This window comes from Stappia sp., from assembly GCF_048268045.1.
Taxonomy (GTDB): domain Bacteria; phylum Pseudomonadota; class Alphaproteobacteria; order Rhizobiales; family Stappiaceae; genus Stappia.
In genome coordinates, this window is sequence record NZ_JBLWWG010000001.1 from 235,067 (window position 1) to 252,943 (window position 17,877).

14 protein-coding genes are annotated in these 17,877 nt (G+C 67.0%); 6 read left to right on the forward strand and 8 right to left on the reverse strand.

The genetic code is table 11. The features are described 5' to 3' along the window. The first annotated feature begins 43 nt into the window (after positions 1–43). From ACN0WF_RS01115 to ACN0WF_RS01125, 3 genes are read left to right on the forward strand one after another with little or no spacing between them, the layout of a single operon-like run. The gene (locus tag ACN0WF_RS01115) at positions 44–994 is read left to right on the forward strand and encodes an ABC transporter permease (protein WP_417770921.1); all 951 of its coding nucleotides are present in this window, start codon (positions 44–46) and stop codon (positions 992–994) included. Next, positions 991–1,857 carry an ABC transporter permease gene (locus ACN0WF_RS01120; RefSeq protein WP_417770922.1) on the forward strand — a complete coding sequence of 289 codons (867 nt, stop codon included), beginning with the start codon at positions 991–993 and terminating at the stop codon, positions 1,855–1,857. Before ACN0WF_RS01115 ends, ACN0WF_RS01120 begins: the two co-directional genes overlap by 4 nt. Further along, positions 1,854–3,488 carry an ABC transporter ATP-binding protein gene (locus tag ACN0WF_RS01125; RefSeq protein ID WP_417770923.1) on the forward strand — a complete coding sequence of 545 codons (1,635 nt, stop codon included), beginning with the start codon at positions 1,854–1,856 and terminating at the stop codon, positions 3,486–3,488. Before ACN0WF_RS01120 ends, ACN0WF_RS01125 begins: the two co-directional genes overlap by 4 nt. Positions 3,489–3,545: 57 nt before the next feature. On the opposite strand, the gene ACN0WF_RS01130 is transcribed toward ACN0WF_RS01125, so the two are convergent. Continuing rightward, positions 3,546–7,247, reverse strand: a complete 3,702-nt coding sequence (locus tag ACN0WF_RS01130; RefSeq protein ID WP_417770924.1) for an autotransporter domain-containing protein — start codon at positions 7,245–7,247, stop codon at positions 3,546–3,548. A gap of 231 nt (positions 7,248–7,478) precedes the next feature. Here ACN0WF_RS01130 and ACN0WF_RS01135 point away from each other — a divergent pair, with 231 nt between their 5' ends. The 3 genes from ACN0WF_RS01135 (at position 7,479) to ACN0WF_RS01145 (ending at position 9,917) form a co-directional block, all read left to right on the forward strand. Beyond that, positions 7,479–8,267 carry a DeoR/GlpR family DNA-binding transcription regulator gene (locus tag ACN0WF_RS01135; RefSeq protein ID WP_417770925.1) on the forward strand — a complete coding sequence of 263 codons (789 nt, stop codon included), beginning with the start codon at positions 7,479–7,481 and terminating at the stop codon, positions 8,265–8,267. A 38-nt stretch (positions 8,268–8,305) separates the two neighbouring features. Continuing rightward, complete coding sequence (locus ACN0WF_RS01140) at positions 8,306–9,229, forward strand: ROK family protein (RefSeq protein ID WP_417770926.1); 924 nt, start codon at positions 8,306–8,308, stop codon at positions 9,227–9,229. Between the two features lie 76 nt (positions 9,230–9,305). Further along, positions 9,306–9,917 (forward strand): YceI family protein, encoded by a 612-nt coding sequence (locus tag ACN0WF_RS01145; RefSeq protein WP_417770927.1) that lies wholly within the window; start codon positions 9,306–9,308, stop codon positions 9,915–9,917. A 43-nt stretch (positions 9,918–9,960) separates the two neighbouring features. Here the strand turns inward: ACN0WF_RS01145 and serA are convergent, their stop codons facing one another. The 7 genes from serA to ACN0WF_RS01180 all read right to left on the reverse strand — a co-directional run bounded on the left by serA (position 9,961) and on the right by ACN0WF_RS01180 (position 17,823). Beyond that, positions 9,961–11,208: a phosphoglycerate dehydrogenase gene (gene serA, locus ACN0WF_RS01150; RefSeq protein ID WP_417770928.1), complete on the reverse strand. Its 1,248-nt coding sequence runs from the start codon at positions 11,206–11,208 to the stop codon at positions 9,961–9,963. A 127-nt stretch (positions 11,209–11,335) separates the two neighbouring features. Further along, positions 11,336–12,172, reverse strand: a complete 837-nt coding sequence (locus tag ACN0WF_RS01155) for an N-formylglutamate amidohydrolase (RefSeq protein ID WP_417770929.1) — start codon at positions 12,170–12,172, stop codon at positions 11,336–11,338. 32 nt (positions 12,173–12,204) lie between these two features. After that, on the reverse strand, positions 12,205–13,203 hold the full coding sequence (locus tag ACN0WF_RS01160; protein ID WP_417770930.1) for an ABC transporter ATP-binding protein: 999 nt from the start codon (positions 13,201–13,203) through the stop codon (positions 12,205–12,207). Beyond that, positions 13,200–14,198, reverse strand: coding sequence for an ABC transporter ATP-binding protein (locus ACN0WF_RS01165; RefSeq protein ID WP_417770931.1), 999 nt, complete (start codon positions 14,196–14,198; stop codon positions 13,200–13,202). The genes ACN0WF_RS01160 and ACN0WF_RS01165 overlap by 4 nt, the downstream gene beginning before the upstream one ends. A 5-nt stretch (positions 14,199–14,203) precedes the next feature. Continuing rightward, on the reverse strand, positions 14,204–15,136 hold the full coding sequence (locus ACN0WF_RS01170; protein ID WP_417770932.1) for an ABC transporter permease: 933 nt from the start codon (positions 15,134–15,136) through the stop codon (positions 14,204–14,206). Between the two features lie 7 nt (positions 15,137–15,143). Then, on the reverse strand, positions 15,144–16,121 hold the full coding sequence (locus tag ACN0WF_RS01175; RefSeq protein ID WP_417770933.1) for an ABC transporter permease: 978 nt from the start codon (positions 16,119–16,121) through the stop codon (positions 15,144–15,146). A gap of 106 nt (positions 16,122–16,227) precedes the next feature. Further along, positions 16,228–17,823 carry an ABC transporter substrate-binding protein gene (locus ACN0WF_RS01180; RefSeq protein WP_417770934.1) on the reverse strand — a complete coding sequence of 532 codons (1,596 nt, stop codon included), beginning with the start codon at positions 17,821–17,823 and terminating at the stop codon, positions 16,228–16,230. Positions 17,824–17,877: the final 54 nt, after the last annotated feature.

Here is a 17,877-nt window from a genome sequence, read left to right on the forward strand (position 1 = left end):
TTGCGGCGACAATGAAGATTCCCTCCGGAGCCCCTTGCCGCCGATGCTGGTTCTTGCCGCCAAACGCCTCGCCAGCCTCGTCGCGACGCTGATCGTCGCGAGCTTCGTCATCTTCTTCGTGCTGGAGATCCTGCCGGGCGATCCGGCCGAGGTGATGCTCGGCATCAACGCCCAGGAAGACACGCTCGCCGCGCTTCGCTCGGAGTTCGGCCTCGACCGGCCGCCGCTGGAGCGCTACGCCGACTGGCTTGCCGGGTTTGCCAGCGGCGATCTCGGCCAGAGCTACACCTACGCCGTGCCGGTTTCGGAGCTGATCGCCGGGCGCATCGCCATCTCGCTGCCACTGGCGCTGCTGGCGCTGGCCCTGTCGACGGCGATCGCCTTTCCCGTCGGGGTCTACGCGGCGGCGCGGCGCGGACGCTGGCAGGACGGCGGCATCATGGCGCTCACACAGATCGGCATCGCCGTGCCGAACTTCTGGTTCGCCATGCTGCTCGTCTATGTCTTCGCCGTGGTGTTGCGGATGGTTCCATCGGGCGGCTTCCCCGGTTGGGAGGCGGGCCTCGCCCCGGCGCTGACCGCCCTGGCGCTTCCCGCCATCGCCCTGGCCCTGCCGCAGGCGGCGATCCTCGCCCGCGTCATGCGCTCGGCGCTGATCGACGCGCTGCACGAGGACTATGTACGCACCGCAAGGGCCAAGGGGCTGACACGCACGGCCGTGCTGTGGCGCCACGCCCTGCGCAATGCCCTGATCCCCGTGCTGACGATCCTCGGCCTGCAGTTTTCCTTTCTGATCGCCGGCACCATCATCATCGAGAATGTCTTCTACCTGCCCGGCCTCGGGCGGCTGGTCTTCCAGGCCATCGGCCAACGCGACCTGATCGTGGTCAGAAGCGTCGTCCTGCTGCTGGTGGCGACCGTCATCGCCGTCACCTTCCTCGTCGACATGACCTATGCGCTGGCAGATCCACGGCTGCGGAGGAAACCGCGATGAACACCGAGACCCCCGGCACGACCCGCAAGGGACCGCTCGCGCGCGTGCTGGCCCATCGCGCGCTCGTCACCGGCGGCGCCATCGTCGCGCTGGTGACCTTCGCCGCGCTGCTGTCGCTGGTCTGGACGCCCTATCCCATCGACGTGCTGTCCGTGCCCGACCGGCTGCAGGGACCGTCGATGGCGCACCCTCTGGGCACCGACCAGTTCGGCCGCGACATGCTCTCCATGCTGATGGTGGGGGCGCGCACCTCCATCGCCGTCGCGCTCGTCGCCGTCGGCATCGGCATCGCCGTCGGCGTCCCGCTTGGGCTTCTCGCCGCCTCGCGCGGCGGCCTGCTCGACGAGGCGCTGATGCGGGCAAATGACCTCGTCTTCGCCTTCCCCGCCCTACTTTCGGCGGTGATGATCACCGCCATCCTCGGTCCCGGTGCCATGAACGCGGTGATCGCCATCGGCATCTTCAACGTGCCGGTCTTCGCCCGTGTCGCCCGCGGCGGGGCGCTGTCGCTGAAGTCGCGCGAGTTCATTCTCGCCGCCAGGGTCGCCGGCAAGGGCGAGACCCGCATCCTCGCCGAACACGTCCTGCCGAATATCGCCAACCTGCTGATCGTGCAGGGCACGATCCAGTTCTCCCTCGGCATCCTCGCGGAAGCCGGATTGTCCTATGTCGGCCTCGGCGCGCAACCACCGCTCGCCTCCTGGGGGCGGATGCTGAACGAGGCGCAGACCATGATGGCGCTCGCCCCCACGCTTGCCCTCTATCCGGGGCTGGCCATCGTCGTCACCGTGCTCGGACTCAACCTGATGGGCGACGGATTGCGCGACCTGCTCGACCCCCGGCTGAAACGGCGGGTGGCATGACCATGCTTCTCAAGGCAGAAAACCTCGCCCTTTCGATCCACGGCACACCGATCCTGAAGGGCGTCAGCTTCGAGATCGCCCGGGGCGAGACGCTCGGCCTCGTCGGCGAGAGCGGCTCGGGCAAGTCGATGACGGCGCTCGCCGCCATGCAGCTGCTTCCGCAGGGGGCGACAGCCTCCGGTCGCCTGGCGCTCGACGGCACGGACGTGCTCACCCTGCCCGAAGCGGCACTCTGCCGCCTGCGCGGCCGCCGCGTCGGCATGGTGTTTCAGGAACCGATGACGGCGCTCAATCCGGTGAAGACCATCGGCGAGCAGATCGCCGAGGGCCTCGTCTGGCACCTTCGCCTGTCGAAGCAGGAGGCCGGCCGGCGCGTCACCCGCCTGCTTGACCGGGTCGGCCTCGCAGGCGCGGGCGTCACCTCCAGCCGTTTTCCGCACCAGCTTTCGGGCGGCCAGCGCCAGCGCGTGGTCATCGCCATGGCGATTGCCTGCGAGCCCGACCTGCTCATCGCCGACGAGCCCACGACCGCGCTCGACGTCACCATCCAGGCGCAGATCCTGGCGTTGATTGCAGAAATCGCGGCCGAGCGGAAAATGGGCTGTCTGCTCATCAGCCACGACCTTGCCGTCGTCGCGCAGATGGCAGACCGGGTCGCGATCATGAAGGATGGCGCACTGGTGGAGAGCGGGCCGACGGCGGCGCTCTTCGCCAATCTTCGCCATCCCTATTCGCTGGCGCTGATGGAAGCGTCCTCCCACGTGCCCGAACGGCCGGCAACGCCGGAGCGCGACGAAAGCGCTGCGCCGCTGGTCAGCGTCCGGGCGCTCGTGCGCCGCTACGCCCGGCCGCGCGAAAGCCTGTTCGCCCGCCCCGGCACCTTCACCGCCGTTGATGGCGTCAGCTTCGACATCCACCCCGGCGAAAGCATCGGCCTGGTCGGGGAATCGGGCTGCGGCAAATCCACCCTTGCCCGCGCGCTGCTTGGCCTCGAGCCACCCGACGGCGGCGAGATCCTCGTGGAGGGAGCCGATCCGCATCGCGTCCGCGGCCCGGCGGCACGGGCGCTTCGACGCTCGATCCAGGTCGTTTTCCAGGATCCCTATGGCAGCTTCGATCCACGCCACCGCGTCGGACGCATCGTCGGCGAGCCGTTGCATTTGCTGCGAGAGGACCTCTCGCGGGCCGAACGCACCGGGCGGGTGCGGCAGGCGCTGACCGAGGTCGGCCTGGCGGGGGACGATGCGGAGAAGTTCCCGCACGAATTTTCCGGGGGCCAGCGCCAGCGCATCGCCATTGCCCGCGCGCTGGTGACCCGCCCCCGCCTGATCGTCGCCGACGAGCCGGTCTCCGCGCTCGACGTGTCGATCCGCGCCCAGGTTCTCGACCTCCTCGCCGACCTGCGCGCCCGCCACGGCCTCGCCTATCTCTTCATCAGCCACGATCTCGGCGTGGTGCGCGCCATCACCGACGAGGTGCTGGTGATGAACGGCGGCAAGATCGTCGAGCGCGGCCGCACGTCCGATGTGCTGGACCATCCGCGCCATCCCTACACGCGCATGCTGGTGGCCGCCGCCCCCAGCCTTTCCTCCGCCCTTGCCGCAAGGGCCCGGTGCGAGGCGGAGCCGTGAACGGAACAAGGCCGGGAAGGTCGCCCCTCCCGGCCTGTCCGCAAGCCTCCGACCGGCTTAGAAGCTGATCGCCAGCCGTGCCTTCACCGTGCTCTGCGAAAGCCCCGAGCCGAACTGTCCTGCGTAGGAGAGCCCCGCCCTCGCCCGGCTGCCGATCAGCGCGTCGGCGCCGATCTCGACAAGGCCGACATCGCCGGCCACCGGCGTACCCGTGACATCGAAGGCACCGCCGCCGGCAAACGCCATGCGCGCTGTCGGCGAGACATCGCCGAAGGCATGCTGCCAGCCGACCATGCCGCGGGCCATCAGGTCGAGATCGCCGAAGGAGAGCGGCGTCGAAGCGCGCAGGCCGACGGTGGTGAAGGTGACGCTGTCGTTCGCACCGGCAACGCTCAGCGCCGCCGATCCGCCGGTTTCGGAGAAGCCGTCGGTGCGCATCTGCACGAAGGCGAGATTGGCGAAGGGCTCGAACACCGCCGCCTCGACACGCGCCTCATAGGCAAGTTCTCCGAAGGCCTGGAACGTGCGGGCCGAGTGGTCCGCGCTCAGCGTCTCGACAAGGCCCGGTGCGACGACCGAACGGCTGGACTTCATCGTGTGCCAGCTGAAGGCCGCACCGCCGCGCAGCGCCGCGCCGTTCCACATACCGCCGCCGTAGACGCCGACATGCGCCGTCTCGGTGTTGCCGCTCGACGAGCGCGCGGAAACGTCGAAGGTCGAACGGGTGAAACCGCCCATCACACCGATCCGCAGGCTGTCGCTCACCTCGCCGTCGATGCCGGCGACGAACCCGCCCGTGGTCTGCGTCATCCGCGCGGCGTTGCCGTTGGCGGAGGTGGACGACCAGCCGCCCAGCGCCGTGCCCCACAGACCGGATCCGGCACGGGCCGGCGTTGCCGCCGCGCCATGGGTGGCAACAACCGCGTTCGGCGCGGAGGTTTCGGCGAAGGCCGCGCGGATGCGGTCATTGGCGGCAGAGCGCAACAGCAGGCTGTCGTTGATCAGCGCCGTGCGGACGGAGGCGTGCATCTCGCCCGACAGCGCGTCAAACGTTGCCCGCGCCGAGGTGTCGCTCGCCTGGCGGGCAACCGCGTCGTAGACCACATTGCCGACGCCCAGAGCTTCGACCGCATTGGCCGTCCGCTGCTGATTGCCGGTCGCCGCGATGCTGTCGAAGGAGGCCGTGTTGCGCAGCACGTCCAGATGCAACTCGTTCGGATCATAGGCAAGCGTGAGGTCAAGGAACGGCAGGTTCTGCGTCAGGTTGCCGAAGGTTCCGGACACGCCGCCCGTCGCCGTCAGGATCGTGTAGCGCTGGCCCACGCCATAGCTGCCCACGGCCTTGGTGATGTCGACGGTCGCCCCGCCAAGGGTCGCGGCTCCGCCGACCTCGACCCGGTCACCCGCGCCGGTAGCGTCGATCTCGACCTTGAAAATCGAGCCGGAGGAGAAGGAAAGATCGCCGGCGACCTTGAGCGTGCCGATGGAGTTGCCCGGCGCCAGAACGGCGCCATTGTCGAGCGCCAGCGCACCCAGCGTTCCCGCGCCACCGATCTGACCACCGGAACCGAGCGACACGGTGCCGGCAAGGCTTGCGGTTGCGTGATCCGCATCGCCCACGACCAGCCAACCACCGTCGACGCGGGTGGTTCCCGTGTAGGTGTTCTGCCCGTTGAGGACCAGAGCACCGGTGCCGGACTTTGTGAGCCCGCCCGTGCCGGAGATCACGCCATCGAAGCGGGTGTTTGCGGACTGGTCGACGCCGAGCGAGGACCCGCCCAGCGCGATCGCCCCGCCGGTGCCCGAAAGCCGCGACGCAGCAAGATCGAAGCCGCCAAGATCCAGAGTGCCGCCATTGACCTCATAGGCGGTGTTCTGCACGAAGCCGCCGGCAAGCGTACGCGTGAGGCGTCCCGCCTCCACCACGGTGCCGCCGGCGTAGCTGTTCGCAGCCTCAAGGGAGAGCGTGCCCGCCCCTTCCTTGACGAGAACGCCCACGCCCGAAATGCCCTGTGCGAGCGACACGGTGTTCGCCGCCTCCTCGACCTCGATCCGGCCAACGGCGTCAAGGCCCACCTTGCGATTGAGTTCGGTCATGGCCGTGCCGGCGATCCGCAGCCGGCCGTTGACCAGCCGCAGGTCCGCCGAGGCAAGGCCGAGCGCCGCGTCCTCGTCGACGATCACGGTGCCGTTGTCGCTGACCACGGTCTCGCCGATGAAGGTGTGATCGTCGATGCAGTACTCCTGGATCGACGCTTGCAGCCCCGCATCCTGGCTCGAGCAGTCGAGCAGGGTCTTCTTCTCCGCCTCGCTGAGGCCGGTGAGGATCGGGTTGCCGTCCGCGTCCGAAATCTGCCCGAGGTAGACGTCCGTGCGCCTGTTGTTGCGGGTCAGGTGAAACACCCCACCCGCCTCGTCGAACGTGTTGGCCGCGGCTCCCCAGATGATGCGCTTCTTCGCGCCGTCCGGCGTGAGATCCTGCAGCACCGGACCGACCCAGCGCACCGTGTGGGCGACGAGTTCATGATCGGAAAGCTGACGCGAGCCGTCGTTGCTGAAGGCCGTTTCGGTCAGGACGCCGGTGTAGGAATCGTTCGGATCGTCGTCGAGCACCATCCACTTGCCGAACGGCCGCGCGGCGATGAAATGATCGATCTTGACGTGATCCCAGCTCGTCCAGGTGTTGGTGTGATCCTCGCCCTTGGAGGTCCATGTGGTGCGCCCGTCGCCAGCCTCGATGGGCTGAAACAGCTCCCGCTCACTCTCGTTCTGAAGCAGGATGTAGTCCTTCTTCAGAACATTCATGGTCACGGGCAGGTTGGCGTCGACCGCATATGTCTCGTCTTCGAAGGTCAGGCCCTTGCCGGCCATGTCCTTGGCGATGATCTCTTCCCATTGACGCCAGCTCAGCTGCCCCGCATCGCTGGCACCGGGATAGTCTGCGCGATGCGCGTCGAAATAGTCGGCGATCACCTGGCGGTACTTCTCGGACCCGCTCGCGCCGCTCCGCATGTCGGCGACATAAGCCTGAAACTCGACCTCGCGGCCCTCGGGCGTGTACTGCCCGGCCAGGTCCTTCCAAAGCTGGGAACTGCCACCGTCCATCAGGACGCGGGCAAACAGATAGGAAGCCTGCTCGGCGGAGTGCAAGCCGCGCTCCGAGACGTCGCCGGCATTGAAATCACCGACGATCAGCAAAGGATTCGTCACGCCCTTGGCGATCGCGTTCAACCCCTTGGCCTCGGCAACACGCACCGCCGGCTCGTCGTGATAGTCGAAATGGACGGAGCCGACCCCCATCTTCGGCATGCCCTTTTGCGCATCCAGCGCCGCATAGCCGATGAAGCGGTCGTATCCGCTGCCAGGCACGAGATCCTTCAAGGATCCGACGCTGCCCTGAAGTCGGGACAGAACGGAGGCATCGTCACGCTGGCTAGCGTCGTAGGTGCCAAGGCCGAGGCTTGGCAGCAGCGCCAGGAGCGCGCTGCGATAGGCACCCGACGTGCTCTCCTGGAGGCCGATCACATCATAGTCGCCGTTCAGGAAGAAGTCAGACATCCGGGTCGGGTCAGCACGCAGGCCGCTGTTGGACCCATCCCCCCAGGTATTGAAGGTCAGGACGCGAATGCCGTCCTTCTGCGCGTCCTGGGCACCGGCCGCACCACTCAGTGCGCCGAGAACGGCGACGCTGCACAAAAGATGCGCCATGGCGGCACGCAGCACCCGCCCGCCGTTGCCGTTGCGGCGCGCAACAACCATACCGCGTTCAGTTTCGATTGATTTTCCAGCACCACGCAAACGCCCCGTCTCACCCAGGTTACTCATAACTACGCCTTCCCGATTATGTCTGCCTCACAACAAAAAATGTTGCTTTACGGACATTATTGAAGGCTCTTGTCAGTTTGATAACAATTTCGACGAGACATCGGACAAAAAAAATGCGACAGTACATAACACCCATAAAAGAAGATGACGCCCGGATTATTCGATATGGATACGCAACGTAAGTACCGAACAGAAGGAAACAAAAAGGAGAATAGAAAATCATTCATCGAACAATACATTGAAGAAAATGGATTCATCTCGGTGGATGAGATAACGAAATTGTTCTCGGTCACAACTCAAACAGCACGCCGTGACATCATGGCTCTTGAGGCACTGGGGAAGGTACGCAGGCTCCATGGCGGAGCGGCACTCGCGGCCCCCGTGACGCCCCTGACACTACGGGAAAGGCGCCTGCAGCAGGCCCCCCAGAAACTGAAGATCGCCGCGAGCATCGCGGAGCTGGTGCCGGACGGCGCCGCCATCTTCATCGACACCGGCACCACCTGCGAGGCGGTCGCCCAGGCGCTTCTGGTGCGTCGCGACCTTCGGGTGGTGACCTACAGCCTGCGCGTGGCCTCGATCCTGAGCGAAAACTCGGACTTCGCGCTTGCCATCCCCGGCGGCTTCGTGCGCCCGGTGGACGGCGGGCTGTTCCAGGAAAACACCGACGAATTCATCCGCCAGTTCCGGTTTGATCACGCGGTGGTCTCCGTGAGCGGCATCGATGCGGAAGGCAATCTCTATGATGACGATCAGGCCGAGGTCGCGGCCGTCGCGGCCGCCCTTGGTCGCTCGGATCATCGCATCCTCGCCGTCGACAGCAGCAAGTTCGGCAAGCGCGCGCTCGTGCGCCTCGGCAGCCTCGACATGGTGACCACGCTTGTCACTGACAAATGGCCTGATGACGCTCTGCGCCGGCGTGCGCGTGCGTCCGGCGTAGCGGTTCTAGCCTGAAGTCGCCTTTCCCGTATCCCGATCACCGGACAGCACGCATGACGCAACCGCAGGCACTTCCCCTTCGTCTCGGCATCGACTGGGGCGGCACCAAGATGGAGGTGATCGCGCTCGACGCCGCTTCCGGCCGGGAGCTGTTCCGCAAGCGCGTCGCCACCCCGCGCGACGATTATCCCGGCTGTATCAGTGTCGTGCGCGATCTCGTGGCGGCCGCGGAATCCGCGATCGGAACAACCGGCACCCTCGGCCTCGGCATACCGGGATCGCTGTCTCCCGCGACCGGCCTCGTCAAGAACGCCAATTCCACCTGGATGAACGGCAAGCCGCTGGACCGCGATCTCGAGCAGGCCCTAGCCCGTCCGGTGCGCATCCAGAACGATGCCAATTGCCTCGCCGTTTCCGAGGCGACCGACGGCGCCGGCGCCGGCGCCCATCTGGTTCACGCCATCATCATCGGCACGGGATGCGGCTCGGGGATCGCCATCGACGGGCGCGCCCATCGCGGCGCCAATGGCATCGGCGGGGAATGGGGCAACATTCCCCTGCCCTGGATGCGCGAGGACGAATTTCCCGGGCCCGACTGCTGGACCGGCCATCGCGGCACCATCGACCGGCTGTGTTCGGGCTCTGGCTTCCAGTGGGATTACACGCAGGCAAGCGGCGAGACGCTGACCGGCCGCGAGATCGTTGCGCTGGCGCGCGCCGGCAACGCCCAGGCAGCCGCAAGCCTGGCGCGCTACATCTCCCGCCTCGGCCGCGCCATGGCCATGGCCGCCAACCTGATCGACCCGGATGTCTTCGTGCTGGGCGGAGGCATGTCCAACGTGGACGAGCTTTACGAGCGCCTGCCCGCGGCGATGGCGCCCTTCATCTTTTCCGACCGCTACGAGGTGCCGATCCGCAAGGCCGCCCATGGCGACAGCTCCGGCGTACGCGGCGCGGCCTGGCTCTGGAACGACTGAGCGCGCCCTCGCCGGACGCCGCGCGGGGCCTATATTCCAGGAGCGAACAGGGTTTCATCCATCATGGGAGGACACCGTGCCAAGCCCGCTCCTTCGCCGTTTCGCCGGACCGCGCCGCATGCTGCTTGCCGCCGCAGCACTCTTCGCCCTCGCAGCCCCGGCGCAGGCGGAGCCGCGCGACTACCGCATTGATCCGGAGCATTTCTCCATCGTCTTCAATGCCGTGCATATCGGCTACGCGCCGACCTGGGGCCTGTTCCTGAAGGGGGCCGGTTCCTTCACTTTCGACGAGGAGACAAGGACACTCTCCAGGCTGAAGGTCGAGATCGAGACCGGCAGCGTCTTTTCCAACAACCAGGCGCGCGACGAGCACCTGCGCTCACCCGATTTCCTCGACGCCAGGGCCCATCCGCTCGCGACCTTCGTCATGAGCGAGGCCCGTCCCACCGGCGAACGCACCGGCAAGGTCACTGGCGATCTGACCCTGCGCGGGGTGACGAAGCCGGTCACGCTGGATGTCACCTGGAACAAGTCCGGCCCCTACCCGTTCGGCGGCACCTATGTGACAGGCATCAGCGCCCGCACTGCGATCAAACGCTCTGACTTCGGCTCGACCTACGCGCTGGAGAACGATCTCGTCGGCGACGAGGTGGAGATCCGCATCGATCTGGAGGCAATCCGGCAATAGTCCCGCCACCCGCCAGTCGGCGGGAGACGGGGCCGGTTGCTCATCACACCCGGTTGAGCAGGCGCGCGCGGATGGTGCCGGGAAGCTCGCGGATCGCCTCCAGAAGTTCCACCGCATTTGCGACGGGACCGTCCGCATCGAGAACCACGTAGCCGATCTCGCCGTCGGTCTGGTAATGCTGCGCGGCGATGTTGATCTTGTAGCGTGCGAACAGGTCGTTGAGCTTGCCCAGTTCACCCGGCAGGTTGCGCTGAACCTGGATGAAGCGGGTGTTGTTGGTGCCCTTGGGAAGCTGCACCTGGGGCACATTCACCGCGCCGATGGTCGAGCCGACGTCCGAATACTCGATCAGCCGGCGCGCCACCTCCTCGCCGATGCGCTCCTGCGCCTCTTCGGTCGAGCCGCCGATATGCGGCGTCAGGATGACATTGTCGAGACCGCGCAGCGGCGAGACGAATTCCTCGTCGTTGGACTTCGGCTCCTTCGGGAAGACGTCGACCGCCGCGCCCGCCAGATGCCCCGACTTCAGCGCCGCCGCCAGCGCGTCGATGTCGAGCACCGTGCCGCGCGCGTTGTTGATCAGATAGGCACCCTTCTTCATCGCCGCGATCTCGGCCGCACCGATCATGCCGCGCGTCTCCGGGGTCTGCGGCAGGTGCAGCGACACCACGTCAGAGGCCGCCAGCAGGTCGTGCAGCGAGCCGGTCGGCTCGGCGTTGCCGTGACGCAGCTTGTCGGTGTGATCGTAGTAGATGACCTTCAGCCCCATCGCCTCGGCAAGCACGGCAAGCTGCGAACCGATGTTGCCGTAGCCGACGATGCCGAGCGTCTTGCCGCGCACCTCGTTGCTACCCGAGGCCGTCTTCAGCCATCGGCCGGTCTGATGCGCCGCCATCGACTTGGTGAAGGCCCCGCGCATCAGCATGACGATCTCGGCCATGGTGAGCTCGGCGACGCTGCGGGTGTTGGAGAAGGGAGCGTTGAAGATCGGAACCCCGCGCCGGTTGGCGCCAACAAGATCCACCTGGTTGGTGCCAACGGAAAAGCAGCCGACGGCGACCAGTGTGCCGGCCGCCTCCAGGATCGCCTCGTCCACCTGCGTGCGCGAGCGGATGCCGAGGATATGAACCCCGTGCAGAGCCTCGATCAGCGCATCGCGGTCGAGCGCCGTCTTCAGCGTGGTGACGTTGGAATAGCCGGCCTGCTCGAGCAGGGACGTTGCGGTCGGGCTGATGCCCTCCAGCAGCAGCCAGCGGATTTGGTTCTTCGGACGCGACAGGCCGGTGTTCATTGTGCGTTTCCGTGGTCGGGACGAGGGAGGCGGGCGCGGGGCCGGAAGGAGGCCCCACGTTTCCGTCGTTGCGTTCTGGTGCCCTGTCCGGCGGGAAAATTCAACAGTCTCGCGGGGGAATTCCGTTCTACCGTGCTGCGACCCAATCCCGCATGGCGGCGAGAAATGCCGTCAGCCGTGTCCGCGTCTCCTCGAAACGCGGCGATTTCACAAAGGTTTCGACATCCATGTAGAGCGCCCGGTTGACCTCGACCTGCACCGAATGAGTGCCGGCGGCCGGATTGCCATGGCGGCGCAGGATCTCCGCCCCCTTGAACGGATCGTTGAGCGCGACGGAAAACCCGAGGCTCTCGAGCGCCGCCCGCGCGGCATGGAGGAACGCCGGCCCCGAACTCGTTCCCTCGCGGTCGGAAAGCACGATGTCGGGGCGACGCGAACCGCTCGCGTCCTCGTGCATCGCGTTGGCAACCGGCTGCATCGAGTGCAGGTCGAGGTGATGGACGACACCGGCCGCCTTGCGGGCGTCGTCGAGAAGGCCGGCCAGCGCCGCGTGATAGGGCCACCAGCAGCGCGACAGCCGGTGCTCGTAGTCGGCGCGCCGCACGGGGGCGGCAAGCAGCGGCGCCCCGTCCGGAGGCGTCGCCGTCCAGATCACGCCCTTGCCGAGGCGGGCCTTGGCGGATGGGGCAAGCGCCATCCCCGCCGCGTCGTCCAGCGTGCCGGGCGCGAGGTCGTCCGCGGCCCTGTTCACGTCGCAATAGATCCGCCCGAAACGCGCCGCAAGCAGCGGCAGGCCAAGGCCGGGGCCCGCCGAAAACAGCTCGTCCACATACATGTCCTCCGCCCGGCGGTAGCGCGCGGGCGGCACGGCGGCGTTGAAGTCGTTCGGGTAGAGCGTCCCCGAGTGCGGACTGTCGAGCACCAGCGCCACCGCCGGTCCGGCCGGCAGCTCGATCGCGATCATCCCCGTGTCCTCAGCGCCCGCCATCGCCGCCCTCACCTGTCGTTGAGATGGCAGGAGGAAAGCCGGCCCGGTGCGATCTCGCGCAACGCCGGCGCTTCCACCTTGCAGCGGGCGAAGGCGCGCGGGCAGCGCGGATGGAAATGGCACCCCGGCGGCGGTGACAGCGGCGAGGGAATTTCCCCCTTCACCGGCTGGAACACGCGCCGGCGCGCATCGATCCTCGGCACCTCGTCGAGCAGCGCGCGGGCATAGGGGTGGTTCGGCTGGGCGAACAGTTCCTCCGCCGGGGCGCTTTCCACCACCCGGCCGAGATACATGATCACCACCCGGTCGGCGAGATGCTCGACCACGCCGAGATCGTGACTGATGAAGAGATAGGTGAGGTTCAGCTCTTGCTTCAGATCCATGAAGAGATTGAGAACCTGCGCCTGGATCGACACGTCGAGCGCGGCGATGCTCTCGTCGCAGACGAGGAACTCCGGGCGGACCGCCAGCGCGCGGGCGATGCCGATGCGCTGGCGCTGACCGCCGGAGAACTGGTGCGGATAGCGGGTCTTGAAGTCAGGATCGAGACCGACGCGGGTCAGCATCTGGTCCACATAGTCGGAGACCTCCGCCGTCCCGATCAGCCCATGCACGCGCGGCGCCTCGCCGATGATGTCGCGCACCCGCATACGCGGATTGAGCGAGGACATCGGGTCCTGGAAGATCATCTGGATCTTCAGCGTCGCCTCGCGCCGGTCCGCGCCCGACAGCTTCGCCACGTCGCGGCCGCGCCAGAAGACCCGGCCTTCGCTTGGCCCGTGCACGCCGGCAACGACCCGCCCGAGCGTCGACTTTCCACAACCCGATTCCCCGACGAGGCCGACCACCTCTCCCTCGCCGATGGCCAGCGACACGTCATCGACCGCGTGCACCACTTCCTCGCGGCGGTTGCCGCCGAACAGATTGACGACGCGCTCGGCCGCGTCGAGCCGTCGCACGAAGCGCTTGGAAACGCCCTCCAGGCGCAGAAGCGGTTCGCCGCTCATGCGGAACCTCCGGAGCTGGCGACCTCGGCCGCGTGGGGGTAGTGACAGCGCACAAGGCGGGCGGGGCCGACGCCGACAAGCTCAGGCATCGTTCGGCAGGCCGCATCAACGCGCGGGCAACGGGCGGCAAAGCTGCACCCCTGCGGCAGCGCCAGCAGCGACGGCGCCATGCCCGGGATCTGGGTCAGCCGCTCGCCGCGCCGGTTCTGGCTTGGCACCGAGCCGACAAGACCGTGGGTATAGGGATGGGCCGGGGCGTCGAGCACCGGATCGACCGGCCCTTCCTCGACGATGCGGCCGGCGTACATCACCGCCACCCGGTCGGCGAGGCCGCCGACGACGGCAAGGTCATGAGTGATCCAGATCATCGCCAGCCCGCTTTCGGCACACAGTTTCTGCACCTCGTAGAGGATCTGCGCCTGGATGGTGACATCGAGCGCGGTGGTCGGCTCGTCGGCGACGATCACCTCCGGCTCGTTGAGCAGCGCGATGGCGATGGCCACGCGCTGGCGCATACCCCCGGAGAACTGGTGCGGATAGGCGGCAAGCCGCTCGTCGGGGGCCGGAATGCCGACGCGCACCAGCGCCGCGCGCGCCCGCTCGCGCGCCGCCTCCTTCGAGATAGACTCATGCGCCCGGATCGCCTCGATCATCTGCGTATCGACCCGCAGCACCGGATTGAGCGTCATCATGGGATCCTGGAAGATCATGGCGATGCGCTTGCCGCGCAGGCTCCGCCATTCCTCTTCCCGCCGGCCGACGAGTTCCTGGCCGGCAAGGCGGATCGAGCCGCCGACGATCCGCCCCGGCGCGTCGACGAGCCCCATCAACGAGAAGCCCGTGACGGTCTTGCCCGAGCCGCTTTCGCCGACCAGGCCCAGCACCTCGCCCCGCTTCAGCTTGAAGGACACGCCGTCGACGGCGCGCGCGACGCCGGCCTTTGTGAAGAAATGGGTCTTGAGGTTCTCGACCTCGAGCACGGTTTCGCCGGTCATCGGCCTCACCTCCTCAGGCGCGGGTTGAGCACGTCGCGCAACTGGTCGCCGACCATGTTGATCGAGACGATGGTGATGAGCAGCGCCAGTCCGGGAAAGACCGCGATCCAGTATCTGCCGGAGAGCATGTATTCGAACCCGTTGGAGATCAGCAGCCCGAGCGAGGGCTCCGTCTGCGGCAGGCCGACGCCGAGGAACGACAGCGTCGCCTCCAGCGCGATGGCGTGGGCGGTCTGCACCGTAGCGACGACGATCAGCGGCGCGACGCAGTTCGGCAGGATGTGGCGGAAGACGATGCGCGCATGCGACAGGCCGAGGCAGGCGGCTGCCTCCACATATTCGCGTCGCCGCTCGCTCAGCGCCGAGGCGCGCACCGTGCGGGCGTAATAGGCCCATTGGGCGATCACCAGCGCGATGATGATCTTGTCGACGCCCTTGCCCAGGATCGCGAGCAGCATCAGCGCGATGAGCACGGCCGGCAGCGACAGCTGGATGTCGACGACGCGCATGATCAGCGTCTCGGTGCGCCCGCCCGCATAGGCGGCGATGAGCCCGACCGTCATGCCGACGACAACGGCAATCACCGCCGAGGCGACGCCGACCGACAGCGAGATCCGCAAGCCGTAGATGATCGCCGAAAGCAGGTCGCGCCCCGCTCCGTCGGTGCCGAGCCAGAAGGTGTAGCCGTCCATGCTCTGCGCGCCCGGCGGCTGGCGCGCGTCGAAGATCGAGACGGTGGCGAGGTCATAGGGATCCTGCGGCGCGATCCAGGGCGCGGCCAGGGCGACGACGACGATCGCCAACAGCACCAGGAAGGCGAGCACCGCGATCCGGCTCTCGCAATAGTCCGACAGAAGGCGGCGAAAGGCGTTCTCCGGCGGCGTCACGGCCGGCGCGGCAAGGGAGGCGCCGTCGCCTGCGGGGTCGGTCACGGTCATCGCGCCCTCACTGTCCGCGCTCGCCGAGCCGCACGCGCGGATCGAGGAGCGAATAGAGAATGTCGACCACCAGGTTGATGACCACGAAGAGGAACACGATCATCATCAGGTAGGCGACGATCACCGGTCGGTCGAGCTGCTGGATCGAGGAGATCAGCAGCTTGCCCATGCCGGGCCATGCGAAGATCGTCTCGGTCACCACCGAGAAGGCGATGAGCGAGCCGAACTCGAGACCGAGCACGGTGACCACCGGGATCAGGATGTTCTTCAGCAGATGCACCCCGACGATGCGTGAGCGCGACAGCCCCTTGGCGCGGGCGAACTTGATGTAGTCCTGCAGCATCGCCTCGCGCGTGCCGGCGCGGGTCAGCCGGATCACCAGCGAGATCTTCAGCAGCGCCAGGTTGAGCGCCGGCAGCGCCAGATGCCGCAAGCCGTCGAGCGTCAGGAAGGACAGCGGCACGCCGAGCACGTCCACCGTCTCGCCTCGCCCGGTCGAGGGCAGCCAGCCGAGCATCACGGCGAAGACCAGCATCATCATGATGCCGACCCAGAAGGTGGGCAGCGAGAAGCCGAGGATCGAGCCGGCCATGATCGTCTTCGCCGCGACGCCATCGGGATAGAGGCCGGCGTAGAGGCCGAGCGGGATGCCGATGACGATCGCCATCAGCAGCGCCGTGAAGGCAAGCTCCAGCGTCGCCGGCATGCGTTCGATGATGAGGCCCAGCGCCGGCTCGCCGAAGACGAAGGACTGCCCCAGATGGCCGGTAACCGCATTGACCATGAAGTACCAGAACTGTTCCCAGATCGGTCGGTCGAGGCCAAGCGCCCGGGTTACCTGTTCGATGTCGGCCTGGTCCATGTCCGGGGTGATGAACATGTAGACCGGGTCGCCGACGAAGTGGACGCCGAAGAACACCAGAACCGCCATCGCCGCCATGACGAGGATGCTCTGGAAAAGGCGTCGGAGGATAAAGACGCTCATGTGCGGATTCCGGACCGGGGGAGGAGGCCCCGTTGACGGGTGCCCGGCCCGCGGGCAAAGCCTGCGGGCCGGGTCGGTCGCTTTGGCACGCGCGGCGCCGGCAGGACTATTCCTTCACCACGCCGTAGCCGACGGTGTATTCGTCGGTGCGCGGGATGTGGCGCAGGCCCTTGCGGCTCGCCCAGGTGTTGACCTGATAGTGGATCGGGATGATCGCCTGATCCTCGCCGATGGAAAGCTCCGTCGCCTTGGCGAGCAGCTCGGCGCGCTTGGGATCGTCCACTTCGGCGAGGGCTTCCTCGATCAGCTTGTCGACCTCCGCGTTGGCGTAGCGGCCACGGTTGGCGGTGCCCATGCCCTTTTCCTTGTCGAAGGACGCGATGAGCGCGCGCAGCGGCGAGGAGGCCTCACCCGAGCCGGCGCCCCAGCCGACCAGGATCAGCGAGAACTCCGGCAGCCCCTCCGCGCCCGTCGATGCCCGGCTGAAGTAGACCGAGCGCGGCATCGTCTCGACCTGGGTCTTGATGCCCGCCCGCGTCAGCATCTGGGCGATGGCTTCGGCGATCTTGGCGTCGTTCAGATAGCGGTCGTTCGGCCCGTGGATGGTCAGTTCGAAGCCGTCCGGCAGGCCCGCCTCCTTGAGCAGCTCCTTGGCGCCGGCGACATCGTAGTCGTCCGGCTTCAGGTTCTCCGACACGCCGAAGAAACCTTCGGGAAGGAGCTGGCCGGCGGGGATGGAAAGCCCCTCCATCACCCGGTCGCGGATGAGATCGCGCGAGATCGCCTTGGAGATCGCCTTGCGCACCCGCACGTCGAGCAGCGGGTTCTTGATGTCGCCGCCGCCATTGGCCTTGACGAAGGGCGAGGCCTCGCGGAACTGGTCGACATGCAGGTAGATGACGCGGTTGGAAACGCCCTGAGACAGGGTCACGTCGTCCCGCCCCTTCAGCATGCCGATGTCGGTGGTCGGCACGCCGTTGATCACGTCGACGTCGCCGGCGAGCAGCGCCGCGACCCGCGAGGGACCCGACTTGATCGGCTTCAGCGTCACCTTGTCCCAGATCGGCTTGTCACCCCAGTAATCCGGATTGGCCTCGAGCACGATCCGGTCGCCCGGCACGTATTCGGAAAACTTGAACGGCCCCGTTCCCGCCGCCGCCTTGCCGGAGTTGAAGTCCTCCGTCGAACCGTCGCAGCCGCCCTCGCTGGAGACGATGGCGACATTGCCAAGATCGTTGACCATCACCGGATAGGGCGCGTCGGTCTTCACGTGGATCGTGTAGTCATCGACCTTGATGAAGGTCTTGCCCTTCACGTAGGTGCCGAAGCCGGCGGGCGAGTTCGGCACGTTCGGCGCGCGCTCGAAAGTGCAGATCACGTCGTCGGCGTTGAAGTCCGACCCGTCGTGGAACTTCACGCCCTTTCGCAGCTTGAATTCCCAGGTGGTGTTGTCGATGGGCTTCCAGCTTTCGGCCAGCCCCGGCTTGAAGTTCTGCCGCTCGTCCGGATTTGCCAGCCGGTCGAAGATCATGAAGCCGAGCTGGTTGTTCGGGCCGAGATTGTGGAAATGCGGATCGATGGAGGTTGCCTCGGAATCGAGGCCGATCACCAGGTCGTCGGCAAGCGCCGGACCGGCGAAGGCAAGCGTCGAGCACGCGGCAGCAAGCAGCGCGCGCCGAAGCGGCGTTTTCACGGAATGCATCAACTGTCTCCCCTCCGGACCCCTGGAAGGATTTTTTCGGTCGGGGCGAGATCC